Source organism: Comamonas humi (assembly GCF_054782535.1).
Genome location: NZ_BAAGSH010000004.1, coordinates 108358 through 124342 on the forward strand (window position 1 = coordinate 108358; position 15985 = coordinate 124342).

At 69.7% G+C, this 15985-nt stretch carries 15 protein-coding genes; 10 read left to right on the forward strand and 5 right to left on the reverse strand.

Features of this window, described 5'->3' with window-relative positions; translation table 11 throughout:
• Positions 1-12 precede the first annotated feature (12 nt).
• Complete coding sequence (locus ACYVKR_RS03415) at positions 13-915, reverse strand: LysR family transcriptional regulator (RefSeq protein WP_460479367.1); 903 nt, start codon at positions 913-915, stop codon at positions 13-15.
• A gap of 122 nt (positions 916-1037) precedes the next feature.
• On the opposite strand from ACYVKR_RS03415, the gene ACYVKR_RS03420 reads away from it, so the two are divergent.
• Complete coding sequence (locus ACYVKR_RS03420) at positions 1038-2018, forward strand: tripartite tricarboxylate transporter substrate binding protein (RefSeq protein WP_460479368.1); 981 nt, start codon at positions 1038-1040, stop codon at positions 2016-2018.
• 22 nt (positions 2019-2040) lie between these two features.
• Entirely contained in the window at positions 2041-2502 is a 462-nt protein-coding gene (locus ACYVKR_RS03425; RefSeq protein WP_460479370.1) for a MaoC family dehydratase, read from the forward strand.
• A 108-nt stretch (positions 2503-2610) separates the two neighbouring features.
• Here ACYVKR_RS03425 and ACYVKR_RS03430 read toward each other — a convergent pair whose 3' ends face one another.
• The 3 genes from ACYVKR_RS03430 to ACYVKR_RS03440 are packed head-to-tail and all read right to left on the reverse strand — an operon-like array spanning position 2611 to position 6670.
• The gene (locus ACYVKR_RS03430; protein ID WP_460479372.1) at positions 2611-4413 is read right to left on the reverse strand and encodes an acyl-CoA dehydrogenase family protein; all 1803 of its coding nucleotides are present in this window, start codon (positions 4411-4413) and stop codon (positions 2611-2613) included.
• A 34-nt stretch (positions 4414-4447) separates the two neighbouring features.
• A complete protein-coding gene (locus tag ACYVKR_RS03435) occupies positions 4448-5674 on the reverse strand; it encodes a CaiB/BaiF CoA transferase family protein (protein ID WP_460479374.1) in 1227 nt (408 codons plus the stop codon).
• Between the two features lie 18 nt (positions 5675-5692).
• Positions 5693-6670 carry a Bug family tripartite tricarboxylate transporter substrate binding protein gene (locus ACYVKR_RS03440; RefSeq protein WP_460479375.1) on the reverse strand — a complete coding sequence of 326 codons (978 nt, stop codon included), beginning with the start codon at positions 6668-6670 and terminating at the stop codon, positions 5693-5695.
• A 131-nt stretch (positions 6671-6801) separates the two neighbouring features.
• Here ACYVKR_RS03440 and ACYVKR_RS03445 point away from each other — a divergent pair, with 131 nt between their 5' ends.
• Positions 6802-7704 carry a LysR family transcriptional regulator gene (locus tag ACYVKR_RS03445; RefSeq protein WP_460479377.1) on the forward strand — a complete coding sequence of 301 codons (903 nt, stop codon included), beginning with the start codon at positions 6802-6804 and terminating at the stop codon, positions 7702-7704.
• Positions 7705-7863: 159 nt separating this feature from the next.
• Complete coding sequence (locus ACYVKR_RS03450; protein WP_460479379.1) at positions 7864-9717, forward strand: insecticidal delta-endotoxin Cry8Ea1 family protein; 1854 nt, start codon at positions 7864-7866, stop codon at positions 9715-9717.
• An 18-nt stretch (positions 9718-9735) separates the two neighbouring features.
• Here the strand turns inward: ACYVKR_RS03450 and ACYVKR_RS03455 are convergent, their stop codons facing one another.
• Positions 9736-11898, reverse strand: a complete 2163-nt coding sequence (locus ACYVKR_RS03455; protein ID WP_460479380.1) for a heavy metal translocating P-type ATPase — start codon at positions 11896-11898, stop codon at positions 9736-9738.
• 40 nt (positions 11899-11938) lie between these two features.
• Here ACYVKR_RS03455 and ACYVKR_RS03460 point away from each other — a divergent pair, with 40 nt between their 5' ends.
• From ACYVKR_RS03460 to ACYVKR_RS03485, 6 genes are all read left to right on the forward strand, one after another.
• Complete coding sequence (locus tag ACYVKR_RS03460; RefSeq protein WP_460479381.1) at positions 11939-12400, forward strand: Cd(II)/Pb(II)-responsive transcriptional regulator; 462 nt, start codon at positions 11939-11941, stop codon at positions 12398-12400.
• 87 nt (positions 12401-12487) lie between these two features.
• Positions 12488-13303: an MlaE family ABC transporter permease gene (locus tag ACYVKR_RS03465; RefSeq protein ID WP_460479383.1), complete on the forward strand. Its 816-nt coding sequence runs from the start codon at positions 12488-12490 to the stop codon at positions 13301-13303.
• A gap of 5 nt (positions 13304-13308) precedes the next feature.
• The gene (locus ACYVKR_RS03470; RefSeq protein ID WP_460479385.1) at positions 13309-14298 is read left to right on the forward strand and encodes an MlaD family protein; all 990 of its coding nucleotides are present in this window, start codon (positions 13309-13311) and stop codon (positions 14296-14298) included.
• A 35-nt stretch (positions 14299-14333) separates the two neighbouring features.
• Entirely contained in the window at positions 14334-14951 is a 618-nt protein-coding gene (locus ACYVKR_RS03475) for a hypothetical protein (protein ID WP_460479386.1), read from the forward strand.
• Positions 14952-15001: 50 nt separating this feature from the next.
• A complete protein-coding gene (locus tag ACYVKR_RS03480; RefSeq protein ID WP_460479388.1) occupies positions 15002-15673 on the forward strand; it encodes an AzlC family ABC transporter permease in 672 nt (223 codons plus the stop codon).
• Positions 15670-15981 carry an AzlD domain-containing protein gene (locus ACYVKR_RS03485; protein WP_460479390.1) on the forward strand — a complete coding sequence of 104 codons (312 nt, stop codon included), beginning with the start codon at positions 15670-15672 and terminating at the stop codon, positions 15979-15981. The genes ACYVKR_RS03480 and ACYVKR_RS03485 overlap by 4 nt, the downstream gene beginning before the upstream one ends.
• The last annotated feature ends 4 nt before the right edge of the window (positions 15982-15985 follow it).

The window sequence follows — 15985 nt, forward strand, 5'->3', positions numbered from 1 at the left end:
GTTCAGGATTCTCTAACCGCGCTCGGCGGGGGCATTGCTCTTGACGACCTGGTCGACGAAGGCCCGCTCGTGCGGCAGCAGGCCGGCGAGCGACCTGACCACGATGCGCTGCTCGCGCCGGGCCCAGGGCACGTCCACCCGCACCTGGCACACCTGGCCGCCGGCGATGTGGGCCGCGGCGATGGAGCGTGGCACCAGCGCGATGCCCGCGCCCTCGGCCACGCAGGCCAGCACGTCGGCAAAGGAGGGGGCATGCACCCGCACCCGCGGCACGACGCCGAGCTGGCGCGCCATGGCGTCGAGGAAGACGAAGTTGCTGGACTTCTTGCCTATGCCCACCAGGTCGTGGGCCAGCGCCATGTCCAGCGGCACGAGCGTGTGCTCGGCCAGCGGGTGGCCGGGCGGCGTGACGAAGACGAGTTCGTCGCGGGCATAGGGAATGGTCTCGAGTCCGCCATAGTCGATGTCGCCGGCGGCGAGGCCGATGTCGGCTGCCTCGTCCTGCACGGCCTTGACCACGGTGGCGCTCAGGTGCTCCTCCAGTTCCACGTTCACGTTGGGGTAGGCGGCCAGGAAGCGGCTGAGCGCCGGGGCCAGGCCGTTCAGCGTGCTGCTGTTGGCGAACACGCGGATGTGGCCCACCACGCCATCGGTGTGGCGCTGCATCTCGGCGCCCAGGCGCTCGACGTTGCCCAGGATGGCCTCGGCGTAGCGCTGTACGGTCAGGCCCGCGGGGGTCAGCTGCATGCCCTTGGGCGTGCGCTCGAACAGCGCGGTGCCCAGCGCCTGCTCCAGGTTCTTCAGGCGGTAGCTGGCGGAGGGGGCGGTGAGGTGCATGTCGGCTGCGCCGCCGCTCAGGCTGCGGGCGTTGGCGATGGCGAGGAATACCTTGAGGTCGGTCAGTTCGTAGCGCATGGGTGCTGGCGTTTAGAAGGCTTCTAAGGGGCCGAAGAAACATTCGACTGGATGCCGCGCAGGCCGCTGCCTATAGTTTTTGGATGCGCCTTGCATGCGAAAACAGTTCAGGAGACACCACCATGTTCACACGTCGATGGTTTTGCGCGGCGGCCGCCGGGGCCCTGGTGCCGCTGGTACCGCTTGTGGCGCCGGCCCAGGAGCTTGCCTATCCGCAGCGCCCGGTCAGGCTGATTGTGCCGTACGCGGCCGGCGGCCCCACCGACACCTTTGCCCGCGCCCTGGCCGACACCTGGGGCCGCAAGCTGGGCCAGCCGCTGGTGGTAGAGAACCGCACCGGCGCGGGCACCCTGGTCGGCACCGAGGCCGTGGCCAAGGCCCAGCCCGACGGCTACACCATCCTGCTGACCACGGTGGCGCATGCGGTCAACCCCAGCATCCACAGCAAGATGCCCTACCGCACGGTGGAGGACTTCGCGCCCGTGGGCATGGCGGCGAAGGCGCCACTGGTGATCGTGGTCAACCAGGATTTCCCGGCGCGCAATCTCGCGGAATTCATGGACTACCTCAAGGCCCACCCGGGCCAGGTGAGCTATGGCTCGGCCGGCGTGGGCAGTGCGCCGCACCTGGGCACCGAGCTGCTGAACTACATGACCGGCATCCAGACGGCGCATGTGCCGTACCGCGGCAGCGCGCCGGCGATGCAGGACGTGATCGGCGGGCACGTGGGCTTCATGATGGACAGCGCGCCGACGGGCCTGGCGCAGGTGAAGGCCGGCAGCGTGCGCCTGCTCGCCACCACCATGGCACAGCGCCTGCCGCAGACGCCGGACACGCCGGCCGTGGCCGAGGCCGTGCCCGGCTACGAGGCCTACACCTGGAACGCCGTCTTCACCCCCGCCAAGACGCCGCCGGCCGTCATCGCCAAACTCAACGCCACGCTGAAGCAGGCGCTGCAGGATGCGGCGCTGCAAAGCCAGGCCTACACCATGGGCCTGGTGCTGGAGAAGGACCCCGAGCCGCGCGCGCTGGCAGCCTTTCTCGACGGCGAGCTGGCCAAGTGGAGTCAGGTGGCCAAGGCGGCGAAGATGAGCGTCAATTGATTCCGAGAACGGAGAAGCACCCATGAGGAAACACCAGATGTGCCCCCAGCGCTATTTCGAGGATTTCGCGCTGGGCGAAAAGTTTTTGCTGCCGTCGCGCACCATGACGGATGCGCTGTTCGCCGCCTTCCAGCTGGCCAGCGGCGACAACCACCCGGTGCACTACGACGTGGAGTACTGCCGCGCCCACGGCATGCCGCACATGCTGGCCCACGGCTACCAGGTGGTGATCCAGACCGCGGCGGGCGCCGGGCTGTTTCCGCACCTGGTGGAGGAGTCGCTCAAGGGCTTTCTGGAGCAGGGCAGCCGCTTCCTGAACCCGGTGTTCGTGGGCGATACGCTGTACTGCACGCTCATGGTGTCCGAGCTCAAGCCCGGCAACACCACCGGCGTGCTCACGCTGAGCACCGAGGTGCACAACCAGAAGGACGAGCTGGTGATGGACGGCTTCCAGAAATACCTGCTGCGCAAGCGGCCGAAGTGATTGCTGCCTGTTCCTGTTTTCATAGCTGCTGGCGCTCATCCACCAAGGATTTCAGATGGAAATATATTTGAAACATAAAGTGGATGAGCGCCAGCAGCTATCAAATTATCAGGCCTGCGGCGCCAGCAGCGCGTTGGCCTGCTGCAGGCTGAGCGGCTCGCCGGCCAGCAGCGCGGCATCGCGCCGCTGCATCGCGGTGCCGGGCGGCGCCAGCGGATCGGCGGGCAGCAGGTGGCTGCGCAGCACGGCGTCGGCGAGCAGCAGGCGCCGGCCGTCCACGCCGGGCTGGGTGGACTCCCAGGCCAGCAGGACGGCGGCGCTGGCGTAGTACAGGGCCGACGCGGCGCGGCGCACCTCGGCCTCCAACTCGGGGCGGGCGGCCACGGCCTCGGCCAGCGCCACGGCCTGCTCCAGCGCCTGGCCCAGCGCCTGGCCCAGCTGGCGTGCGGTGTGCGGCGCCTGGGTTTGCACCGGCGCCAGCTTGCGCTGCAGCAGGGCCTGCAGCGACCGATGTGCCTTGTCCTTGCGCACGGCGCGGCTGATGGCGTCCAGCGCGTTGATGTTGCTCGTGCCTTCCCACAGCACGCCGATGTGGGCGTCGCGCACCAGGCGGGCGTTGACGAAGTCTTCGATGTAGCCGTTGCCGCCGCGCGCCTCCATGGCGCCGGTGGCCACGGTGATGTTGTCGCGGCAGGTGCGCAGCTTGAGCAGCGGCGTCAGCAGGCGCAGCGCGGCCTGGGCCTCCTGGTTGCCCGCATAGCCCTGCGCCATCACGTCGGCGGTGGCCAGCGTCATCGACAGCGCGGCCTCGGTGGGCACCATGATCTTGAGCAGCTGGCGCTGCATCAGCGGGTAGTCCTGCACGCGGTGGCCGAAGGCCTGGCGGTGGCGCGCGGCCTGCTGGGCCTCGTTCAGGCAGCGGCGCATCATCGCCGCGGCGCGCACCGCATGCGACAGGCGCGAGAGGTTGACCTGCTCCATCATCTGCTTGAGGCCCTGGGCCGGGTCGCCGACCAGGTAGGCGAAGGCGCCGTCGAGGCGCAGCTCGCCGCTGGCCATGCTGCGGGTGCCGAGCTTGTCCTTGAGCCGCACGATGCGATAGCTGTTGCGGCTGCCGTCCTCGCAGTGGCGCGGCATGGCGAACAGCGCCAGCCCGGCCGTGCCGGCGGGCGCGCCCTCGGGCCGCGCCAGGATCAGCGCCACGTCGGCATCCACGTGCGACGAGAACCATTTCTCGCCGAACAGGCGCCACTCGCCGCCCTCCAGGCGGGCCGTGGTCTCGACCTGGCCCACGTCCGAGCCGCCGGCCTTCTCGGTCATGAACTGGGTGCCCTTCCACAGGTCCTCCAGCTTGTCGGCCAGCATGCGCGGCAGCAGCTTGGCCTTCAGCGCCTCGCTGCCGAACTTGCGCACCAGGTGGATGGAGGTGTCGCTCACGCTGATGGGGCACATCTGCCCGAACTCGGACTGCACGAACAGGTACTGGAACGCGTACTTGGTGACGGGCGACAGCGTGCCGGCATAGCCCATGGCGCCGGGCCGGTGCGTCATCGCATGGAACTGGAACTGCTCGAACGCGATGTGTTCCATCTCCTGGTAGGCGGGGTGGTACTCGACCCAGTCCTCATCCTCGCCCCAGCGCGAGCGCGCATGCAGCACCGGGCCGTGCTTGTCGGCCACGGTGGCCAGCTCGTTCAGCCGACCGCCCGCGAGCTGGCCCAGGCGCTGCAGATGCGGCAGAAAGTGCTGCAGCTCGGCCTGCGGCACGTACAGCGGCAGCAGCTGCTGCAGGCCGGGATCGAGCGCGAAGAAATCGAGGCCGGCGCAGTCGGGCGCGAGCTTGTCCGAGCTTTGGCGGGACGTGGCCGGGCGCGGCTTGGCAAAGGCGCCATAGCGGGGCAGAAAGGTCATGGGGGAATCTCCTGGCGAACGTGTTGACGGTGGTTCAGATGGCGCCGGCCTGGCGCAGCGCCGCCTGCTGCGCGGCCGTGAGGCCCAGGCGCTCGTGCAGCACGGCGCTGGTGTGCTGGCCCAGCGTGGGCGGGCCGGCGGGGTAGTCCAGCGGCGTTTCAGAAAAGCGCAGCGGGCTGGCGATGGTGTGGAAGGTGGCGCCGTCGGGCAGCGTGATCGGGGCCTCGATGCCGCGGGCCTGCACCTGCGGGTCGGCCAGCGCCTGGGCGAAGTCGTTGATGGGCGCGCAGGGCACGCCGGCGGCGTCCAGCCGCGCCAGCCAGTCGGCGCTGGTGCGTGCGGCCATGGTGCGGGCCAGCTCGGGCAGCAGCACGGCGCGGTTCTGCAGCCGGCCCGAAACCTTGGTGAAGCGCGCGTCTGTGCTCAGCTCGGGCCGCTCGATGGCCTGGCAGTAGGCGGCGAACAGCGAGTCGTTGCCCACGGCCACGACGACCTGGCCGTCCAGCGTGTCGAAGACCTGGTAGGGCACGGCATTGGAATGCGCGTTGCCATAGCGGCGCGGCAGCTGGCCCGAGGCCAGGTAGTTGACGGCCTGGTTGCTGTTGAAGGCCATGGCGCAGTCGAGCAGCGCCATGTCCAGGTGCTGGCCCTGGCCGCTGCCCTCGCGCCACAGCAGTGCGGCCAGCACCGCCACGGTGGCATACATGCCGGTGGTGATGTCGGCCACGGCGATGCCCACCTTCTGCGGGCCGCCACCGGGCAGGTCGTCGCGCTCGCCGGTGATGCTCATCAACCCGCTCATGGCCTGGAACACGAAGTCGTAGCCCGGCTTGTGGCTGTACGGCCCGGTGTGCCCGAAGCCGGTGACCGAGCAGTACACCAGGCTGGGATGGATGGCCCTCAGGTCCTCGTAGCCGAGGCCGTAGCGCGCCAGCGTGCCGGCCTTGTAGTTCTCGACCAGCACGTCGCACTGCAGCACCAGCTCCTTGACCAGCGCCTGGCCCTGGGGCGTGGTGAAGTCGATGGTGACCGACTGCTTGCCGCGGTTGGTGGAGCCGAAATAGGCCGAGTCGTGGCGCTCGCTGCCTTCGGCGGCCGGCATCCACGGAGGGCCCCAGCCGCGGGTTTCGTCGCCCACGCCGGGGCGCTCCACCTTGATGACCTCGGCGCCCAGGTCGGCCAGGTTCTGCGTGCACCAGGGGCCGGCCAGCACCCGGGTCAGGTCCAGCACGCGGTATTTCTGCAAAGGCTTGTTGCTCATGGGATGGCTTGCGGTGGGTTATTCGGCCTGGATGCGGGCCTGCTCGATCACGGCCTTGTAGCGGGCGCTCTCGTCCTTGAGGTAGGCGGCGAAGTCGCCCAGGTAGTAGCCCACCGGCTCGGCCCCGCTGCCGACCAGTTGCTTCTGCACCTCGGGGTTGGCCATGATCTTGCGGATCTCGTCGGCCAGCCGCGCGAGCGCGGGCTGCGGCACGCCGGCCGGCGCCACGAAGCCGACCCAGGCCTGCATCTCCATGCCGGGGTAGCCGACCTCGGCCACGGTGGGCACGTCGGGCAGGGCGTCCACGCGCTTGCTGCCCATCACGGCAATGGCCTTGAGCTGGCCGCTCTTGATCAGCGGCGCGCCGGTGAAGGCGGGCTCGAAGGTCATCGATACCTCGCCCGCGACGGTGGCCGTCTTGGCCGGGGCGCTGCCCTTGTAGGGCACGTGCAGCACGTCGATGCCGGCGCGCGAGCGCAGCAGCTCGCCGGCCAGGTGGGCGCTGGAGCCATTGCCGTACGAGGCATAGCTCAGGCTGCCGGGCTTGCTCTTGGCCAACTGAACCAGCTCGGCCATGCTGCCGGCGGGCACCTTGGGGTTGAGCACGATGACGCTGGGCGCCACCGCCACCAGCGCGATGGGGCTGAAGCTCTTGACCGCGTCGTAGCGCAAATTCTTGTACAGCCAGGGGTTGGCCGACAGCGTGGCATTGGTGGCGGCGAGCAGGGTGTAGCCGTCGGGTTTAGCGCTGGCCACGTAGTCCGCCCCGGTGATGGTGGAGGCGCCGGGCTTGTTCTCGACCACCACCGGCTGGCCCAGCGCATCGCCCAGCCTCTGCCCCACGATGCGCGCCACCACGTCGGTCATGCCGCCCGCTGCGTAGGGCACCACGAGGCGTATGGGCTGGCGCGGCCAGTCCTGGGCCCAGGCAGGGGTGGTGACACTGGCGAGCGAGGCGGCCAGGGCAGTGCCCAGCAACAGGTGCTTGAGGTTCATGTCTTTGTCTCCGTAGGGGGTGTGGATCTGGTGTCCGAGGTGGATTCTTCTTGACGCGATCCATACCGTCCAATACATTTTTTGGGGTTATTCATCTAATCTATGTATCAATAAAACCCGGGCGAGCCAACATGGAACTGAGACATCTGCGCTACTTCGTGGCGGTGGCCGAGGAACTGCACTTCGGCAAGGCGGCGCAGCGGCTGGCGATCTCGCAGCCGCCGCTGAGCTTCAACATCGCGCGGCTGGAGGAGTCGCTGGGCTATGCGCTGCTGCGCCGCAGCACCCGCGCGGTGGAGCTGACGGCGGCCGGCAAGGTCTTCTACCGCGAGGCCTGCCGCATCCTCAGCCTGGCCGAGCAGGCGCAGGCGCTGGGCGGCCGTGCGGCGAAAGGCGAGGTGGGCAGCCTGCGCATAGGCTTCGTGGGGGCGGCGCTGCTCACGCCGCTGGCCGCAGTGCTGCGGCGCTTCGAGCTGGCGCGCCCGGGCCTGCTCGTCACCGTGCACGAGCTCAACAGCTTCGAGCAGATCGATGCGCTGCAGCGCGAGCAGATCGATTTCGGCATCCTGCATCCGCGCGCCATCCCCGAGGGCCTGGGCGGCCAGGTGCTGCTGCGCGAGCCCTTCGTCTGCGCGCTGCCGGCCGCGCATCCGCTGGCCGGCCGCAAGGAGATCCGGCTGCAGGCGCTGAAGGACGAATCCTTCGTGCTCTTTCCGCGCCATTTTTCGCCCGAGTACCACGACCGCATCATCGCCCTGTGCGTGGCGGCCGGGTTCACGCCCCATGTGCGCTACGAGGTGCGGGCCAATGCCACGGTGGCGGCCTTGGTGGCGGCGGGCTTCGGCGTGGCCATCGTGCCGCAGTCCGTGAGCCGGGTGGCGATCGACGGCCTGCAGTTCCGGCCGCTGGCCGGCGCCCGCGTGGACTCCGAGCTGATCGGTGCCTGGCGCGACGAGGACCACGAAAGCCTGATCCGCCCGCTGCTGGCAGAGATGGCACCGCTGCTGACCAGCCCCCGCATCAAGAATCACTAATTTACGCGATGCGCTGACATCGCCGCTGCGGCAAAACTAGGGCCACCGTGATGGGCGGGCCGGCCTGGTGCATGTATTGCCGGCTGCTGCCCGCCCCACGGCGGGAAATGCGTCCGCATGGCCATTTCCAGGCACTCAAACTACGGGAGGACGACTGACATGGCACATACCCACCAACCCGAAGGCCCCGCCGAGCCCAGCGAGGCCGCGGCAGACGCCCTGAGCGGCCTGGGCCGGCACCGGCGCGCCATGCTGCGCGGCTTGTCGTCGGCCAGCCTGCTGCCGCTGGTGAGCGTGCCCACGCTGGCGGCCGCCGCCACCATCGTGCCGGTACGCCCAGCGCAGGCGGCCCAGGGCTACAACCCGCCGCTGCTCGACCCGCTGACGGACCTCAAGACCCTGTTCAGCGTGGGCCTGGACGCCATTCCCTACGTGGGGGGCGCGCTGTCTGCGCTGCTGGGGCTGCTGTGGCCGGTCGGGGCCGCCGATCTGTGGTCGCAGATCAAGGACCGGATCGCCGGGATGATCGACGGCAAGATCCAGGACTTCTACCGCAACGAGCTGGAGCAACTGCTCGACGGCCTGCACGGCGCGGTCGGCAACTACCTGCTCGCGGTCAAGCAACTGGCCGACGCGAAGACGCCCGCCGACCGGCAGCAGGCACAGGACCAGATCCGCAGCTTTGCCGACGCGCTGCAGACCCAGTTCAGCACCTTGGTGCCGAAGTTCACCGGGGCCGCGCCCGACACCGCATGGAAAGCGCTGCCGCTGTACGTGCAGGTGGCGAACCTGCACTTCGGCTTTCTGGTCGATTTCCTCAGGCACAGCCCGGACTATGGCAACGAGCCGTCGGTGGTCAGTCAATACCACGAGTTCTGGCGGCAGGCGCATGGCGACTATGCCCAATATGTCGATAAGACGCTGGCCCAGGCCGAGCATGCGCTCGAAGCCGAGCGCCTGCAGTCGGTGCGCAACTTCGAGCATGTGCCGAACACCAACCGGTATTCGTACCGCGACGGCATCGCCACCGGGGCCTGGTGGGGGCTGCGCGACTACAACGCGAAGAACAACGAGTACACGCTGCTGGTGCGCGATTTCCGCGAACTGTGGAAACACCAGGGCGATCCGACCCTGCACGAGCCACCGGCCAAGGCGCCGCCGCTCACGCGTGGGCTCTGGTACGGGCCCTACGGGGCGCCGAGCCTGTTCGATATCGGCTGGAGTGGCGACACCTGGAACATCGACGCGCTGCCCGATCCGCTGCCGGCGCTGCCGCGCCCGGGCCAGCCCCAGGGCGTCAGAAAGCTGACCTACCTCAGCGGGCGCGGCATGCGATGGCACCGAAGCGGCCACAGCAACCTCTGGGACTTTCCGACCAACGTGGCCTGCACCTACGACAACGCCGCGCCGAACACGCAGAGCGGCTGGTTCGGCATCAGCCTGGCCGACCAGTGGGGCGGCCCCGTCGTCAGCATCAAGGTGCATATCGGCCATTACTACAGCGCCACCTCGAGCGGCGGCTTTGGCAACCAGCTCAATACCGGCGGCCGCTTGGTCAGTGCGCTGGAATTCGTGCAGGAGCGCGATCCTTCAGCCTTGCACCGGATCGGCGCGGACGACTCCTACGGCTACGAGATGAAGGACTACGCGACCGAGGTGTGGACGGCGCCGGCCGGGCACGAACTGCTCACGCTGACCTCCACCTCGGCCGTGGGCCAACTCTGGAACAACGTCGGCCTCCCGGGCCAGCACAGCATCGGCAGCATCATGTTCTGCTGCCGGCTCAAGGACCCCACGCTCAAGCCGACGCCCCGACAGCTGGGCATGCTGTACGCGAGCTCGCCGCAGAAGCTCGGCGTCCGCGACCTGGCCGGCATCTGGTATGACCTGATCGAGCCCACACCGGCCGACGAGGCCGGGTACTACGATCTGCTGGACGACATCCGGCAGAAGATCGCCATGTACCAGCTCGACGAGCACCGCGCACTGTTCTGGTCCCAGTGGGCGCAGTGAGGCGCATTGCCGCTGGCGTTAGCGGGCCTGCTCGAACCCGCGCCACAGCCGCAGGCGCAGGCCGTTGGCCACCACCAGCAGGCTGACGCCCATGTCGGCCAGCACGGCCAGCCACATGCTGGCATGGCCGCTGAGCGCCAGCGCGAAGAACACCAGCTTCACGCCCAGCGCGAGCGCAATGTTCTGCCACAGCACGCCGTGTGCATGGCGCGACAGGGCCACGGTCTGCGGGATGCGGCGCAGGTCGTCGTTCATCAGCACCACGTCGGCCGTCTCCATGGCCATGTCGGTGGCGTGGCTGCCGCCCATGGCAAACGCCAGGTCGGCGCGGGCCAGGGCCGGGGCGTCGTTGATGCCGTCGCCTGCCATCGCGGTGGGGCCGATGTCCTTTTGCAGCTGATCCAGCCGCTGCAGCTTGTCCTCGGGCAGCAGGTTGCCCCAGGCATTGCGGATGCCCGCCTGCTGCGCGATGGTCTGCACCGTGGTGCTGTTGTCGCCGCTCAGCACCACGGGCTGCACGCCCACGGCCTGCATCTGCGCGATGGCCTCGCCGGCATGTTCGCGCAGCGGGTCGGCCACGGCGAAGAGGGCGGCCACGCGGGTGTCGCTGGCCAGCGCGGTGACGGTGCGGCCCTGCTGCTCCTGCTCGGCCATCGCGGCCTCGACGGTGCCGGTGGCCAGGCCCTGTTCGCGCAGCAGGCGCAGGTTGCCCAGCATCCAGCGCTCGCCATGCACCACGGCCTGCGTGCCGCGGCCGGGCAGGGCCTGCACGTCGCGGATGTCGTTGTCGGCCTGTTGCTTGTCCTGCAGCCCGGCGGCGATGGCGCGCGAGACGGGGTGGTCGGAACGGCTGGCCAGGTGCCAGGCGGTGTGGGCCAGGGCCTCGTCGCCGTCCGCGCGGGCACCATCGGCGTTCAGCGCGTGCCAGGCCACCAGCGTGGGCCGGCCGGTGGTCAGCGTGCCGGTCTTGTCGAGTGCCACGGCGCGCAGCTTGCGGGCGTTCTCCAGCGCGCTGCCGCCCTTGATGAGCACGCCTTTCTGGGCCGCTGCGGTGAGCGCGCTGACCACGGTGACCGGCGTGGAGATGACCAGCGCGCAGGGGCAGGCGATCACCAGCAGCGCCAGCGCCTGGTACAGCGACTGCGTCCAGCTCCAGCCCAGTGCGAAAGGCGCGGCGATGGCCAGCGCGATCGCCAGCAGCAGCACGATGGGCGTGTAGATGGCGGCAAAGCGGTCGACGAAGCGCTGCGTGGGCGCCTTGCTGGCCTGGGCCTGCTCGACGGCGCGCACGATGCGCGACAGCAGGCTTTGCTCGGGTGCGGCGTCCACGCGCATCTGCAACTCGGCATGCTGGTTGACGCTGCCGGCGTAGAGCGGGTCGCCCGGCGCCTTGTCGGCCAGCGCGCTTTCGCCGGTAATGGGGGCCTGGTCCACGGCGCTCTGGCCTTCGGTGACGGTGCCGTCCAGCGGCACGCGCGCGCCGGGCGCCACGCGCAGCACGGCGCCCAGCGGCACCTCGCTGGCGGGCATGCGGCGCACGCTGCCGTCGGGCTGCAGCACGTCGGCCTCGGGCGGCGCCAGGCTCAACAGGTTGCGGATGGCGTTCTTGGCGCGGTCCATGGCCAGGTCCTCGATGCGCTCGGCTGCGGCGTACAGCGCCATCACCATCGCGGCCTCGGGCCACTGGCCGATCAGGAAGGCGCCGGTCACGGCCACGGCCATCAGCGCGTGGATGCCGAGCTTGAGCGACATCAGCCCGCGCAGGCCGGCCTTGTATACGCCCAGGCCCGACAGTGCGATGGCCACCACCGCCAGCGCCATGCCGCCGTAGTGGTAGAGGTTGGCGAGCTGGGGCGAGGCGGCGTTCGCGCCGGCCAGCCAGTGCGCCAGCTCGGCCAGCAGGGCCAGCGCCAGCGCGCCCGAGATCCGGCCCCAGCCGGGCAGCACGCCGTGGTCGTGGCCATGGTCGTCGCCGTCGGCGTGCGCGTGGTCATGCGCCGCCTCCTTGGCGGCGCGCTTGCCGAAGCTCAGGTCGATGGTGCCGCAGTCGCAGCTGCCCGCGCCGCAGCTGGCTTCGGGTGCGGCCGGCGGGTGCGCGTGGCCGGCATGGCTGTGGGCATGCTGCGCATGGTCGTGCGGGGCCGCGGCGCCTGTGAGCAGGGAGGGGTTGTTGCTGTTCATGCGATGATTGGAAACCTTCAAGTCACTTCAAGGTCAAGCCATGGTTTCGCAGCAACCCCACTACCGTATCGGTGAAGCGGCGCAGCGCAGCGGCGTGTCGGCCGCCAACATCCGCTACTACGAGAAGGAAAACCTGCTGTCCGCCGGCGGCCGCAGCGAGAGCAGCTACCGCCTGTACAGCGACGCGGACATCCACCAGCTGCGCTTCATCCGCCAGTGCCGGGCCATGGACATGTCGCTCGACGAGGTACGCACGCTGCTGCGGCTGGACTGGGAAAGCAGCGAGGACTGCGCCGCCGCGCGCGGCGCAGTCGACGCGCACCTGCAGCATGTGCGCGAGCGGCTGCGCGAGCTGCGCGCGCTCGAAAAGGAACTGGTGGCCCTGCGCGACTGCTGCGACGGCAGCTCGGGCGTGTGCCGCACCATCGAGGCGCTGCACCGCCGCGCCGACGAGGAGCCCGTGGCGGCCGCGCCGGCCACCTCGGTCAAGCGCCATGTCTGAGGTGGCTGCTATGCATAAAATAGCTGCTCGCGCTTGTCCATCAAGGGCTGGATGGCAATTTGACTCAAAGTATCCTATGATCGGCCCATGCTGGTAAGCCTGCTCAATCCGCACTGGCCCGGCCGCTGGTGGCGCACCGCGCAGCGCTGGGCGGTGGCTTGGTGGCGCATTCTGTACCTGGGCGCGGTGGCCATGGTGCTGCTGCTGTCGCCCAGCAGCTACGGCCGCCAGACCCGGCTGCGCCTGATGCGGCGCATGTACCTCGACACCGCGCCCATCCTGCTCGGCTTCACCGCGCTGTCGGCGCTGCTGTGCCTGGTGGTGGCGCACATCGTCAACATCACGGCGCGCAGCTACGGGCTGTCGCGCTTCGCGCTCGAGATGGTGATCCGCGTGCTGGTGCTGGAGCTGATCCCGCTCACGGCCGCGCTGTTCGTCGCCATGCGCTGCACCATCCCCGCCGGCGCGCGGCTGACGGCGCTGCGCGAGAGCGGCCGCTTTGCCCAGCTGCGCCAGCAGGGCGTGGACCCGGTGCGCGCCGAGATGCTGCCGCTGGTGGTGAGCGGCATGTACGCCGCCATCACGCTGGCGGCACTGTCGTGCGTGGTGGCGCTGGTGATGGTCTACCTGAGCGTCTATGGCTTTAGCCTGGCCGGCGCCGTGCCCTACACGCGCAGCTTCGCGCGGGTGTTCACGCCGTCGGTGACGCTGCTCTTCATGATGAAGACCCTGATGTTCTCGCTGGTCGTGGCGCTGATACCCACGGCCTCGGCCATGCACCGGCCCTACGGAATGCGGGCCGGCGCGGCGCTCGGGCCCGAGTCGGAGATCAGCGGCCTGGCGCGCATGTTCGTGGTGCTGCTGCTGATCGAGATCCTGTCGCTGATGGGCAACTATTATTGAATCCCATGACTGTTCCCAACCCTCCACCGCCATCCCCGCCTGCCGTGGTGCCGGACGACCTGGCCCCGGTGCCGCACCTCGAGCGCAAGGCCGCGGCGCTGCTGCTGTTCACGCTGGCGCTGATCGTCGGCTCGGTGCTGTACCTGCTGTATGCGCGCGGCGTGTTCGAGCCCACGCAGAAGCTCATCCTCACCGCCGAGGACTCGGAAGGCGTGGCGCTGGGCATGGACATGACCTTCTCGGGCTTTGCCATCGGCAAGGTCAGCAAGATCGAGCTGGCGCCGCAGGGCAATGTGCGTATTCATGTCGAGGTGCCGCAGAAGGACGCGCACTGGCTGCGCACCAGCAGCGTGTTCACCGTGGTCAAGGGCCTGGTGGGCGGCACCAGCATCAAGGCCTACTCGGGCGTGCTCGAAGACCCGCCGCTGCCCGATGGCGCCGAGCGCACCGTGCTCTCGGGCGATGCCACGGCCGAGCTGCCGCAGATCATGGCCAACGCGCGCCAGTTGCTCGAGAGCCTGAACCGCATCACGGCCGAAGGCTCGGCGCTCAGCGACAGCCTGGAGCAGGTGCGGCAGCTGGCCGGCCGGCTCAACGGCCCCGGCGGCGCCCTGGGGGCGATGCTGGGCAGCGATGCCGAGGCGAAGAAGATCGCCGTCACGCTCGACCGCGTGAACCAGCTGCTCGCGCGCCTCGACGGCATGGCGAAGAATGCCGACAGGCAAGTCTTCGGCGCCCAGGGCGTGATGCCCGAGGTGCAGGCCACCGTGGTGCAGCTGCGCGGCCTGCTCACCGAGGCGCGCGGCAGCCTCAAGAAGATGGACGCCGTGCTGGTCGAGGCCCAGGCGGTGGGCGCCAACGCCCGCGAAGCCACCACCGACCTCGGCGCGCTGCGCGCTGACGTGGACGCCACGCTGCGCAAGGTGGAAGGCATGGTCAACGAGATCAACCGCAAATGGCCTTTCGCCAAGGATGTTGAAGTGAAACTGCCATGAATCGGATTGCAATCATATTGATAGCTGCTTGCGCTTTGTCTGCCTGCGCCAGCAAGCCAAAAACCCCGGATTGGGCCCTGAACGAGCACAGCGCCGCAGAGCGCGCCACCGACGCCTACCTGTCCGGCAAGGGCAACGTGGCTGCGGTCGAGTGGGAGCGCGCGCGCCAGGAAGTGCAGCGCACCGCGCGGCCCGACCTGCTGGCACGGCTGGAACTGGTGCGCTGCGCCGCCCAGGTGGCCGCGCTGGAGACCACGGCCTGCGAGGCCTACGAGCCGCTGGCCGCCAGTGCCGCGCCGCCCGAGCAGGCCTATGCCCGCTACCTGCGCGGCGCGCTGCAACCCGGCGACGCGGCGCTGCTGCCGCAGCAGCACCAGGCCGTGGCCATCGGTGCGTCGCCGCAGGCGGCCGCATCCGCACTCGCGGGCATTCCCGATCCGCTGGCCCGCCTGGTGGCGGCCGGTGCGCTGGCCGCGCGCGGCCCGGTCAGCATGGCCGTGGTGCAGCAGGCGGTGGACACCGCATCTGCCCAGGGCTGGAGCCGGCCCCTGATGGCCTGGCTGACCAACCAGCAGCGCCTGGCGCAGGAGCAGGGCGATGCGGCGCTGGCCGCCGAGGCACAGCGGCGCCTGCAACTGTTGGCTCCGAAGTGAACGCGCCGGCACGGATAGGGGCGCTGTGGCGGCAGTCCCCGGCGTTTCGCATGGGCGTGTCCATCAGCGTGGCCACGGGGCTGTATGGCATTTCGTTCGGCGCGCTGGCCGTGGCCTCGGGCCTGTCGGTGTGGCAGGCCTGCGCGCTGAGCCTGCTGATGTTCACCGGCGGCTCGCAGTTCGCCTTCATAGGCGTGATCGGCGGCGGCGGGGCCGGCGCGGCGGCGTTGTCGGCCGCCAGCCTGCTGGGCGTGCGCAATGCGGTCTACGGCATGCAGATGGCCGCGCTGCTCGGGCCCCAGGGCCTGACCCGGTTGCTGGCCGCGCAGCTCACCATCGATGAGTCCGCCGCCACCGCGGTGGGCCAGGCCACGCCCGAGGAGCAGCGCCGGGGCTTCTGGACCGCCGGCATTGGCGTGTATGTGCTGTGGAACCTGTTCACGGCCCTGGGGGCCATGGCCGGCGACGCGCTGGGCGATCCGCGTCGCTTCGGCCTCGATGGTGCGGCGGTGGCGGCCTTCCTGGGCCTGCTGTGGCCCCGCCTGCGCTCGCGCGAGCCGGTGGCGCTGGCCGTGGTGAGCGCCGGCATTGCCTTGCTGGCCGTGCCCTGGGTGGCGCCGGGAATTCCCATATTGATAGCGGCACTCGCAGGCGCCGTCTGGGGTTATTGCTCAAATGGCGAAAAAACTGCAGCCCCCTCCACGGATGGAGGTTCTGCATGAGCGGCGCCAACCTATGGCTGTGGATCGTGCTGGCGGCCCTGGTGGCCTGGGGCACCAAGCTGCTGGGCTACCAGCTGCCGGCCCGCTGGCTGCACAGCCCGCGCATGGCCCGCATGGCGGGGGCGCTGACGGTGGCCCTGCTGGCGGCGTTGACGGCGCTGAACACCATGGTCGACGGCCAGCGCGTGGTGGCCGACGCGCGGCTGGCGGCCCTGGCCGCCGCCGCGCTGGCGCTGTGGCTGCGGCTGCCTTTCCTGGCCGTGGTGGTGATCGGCGCGGCCGCGGCGGCTGCCGTACGCTGGTGGTGAGGGC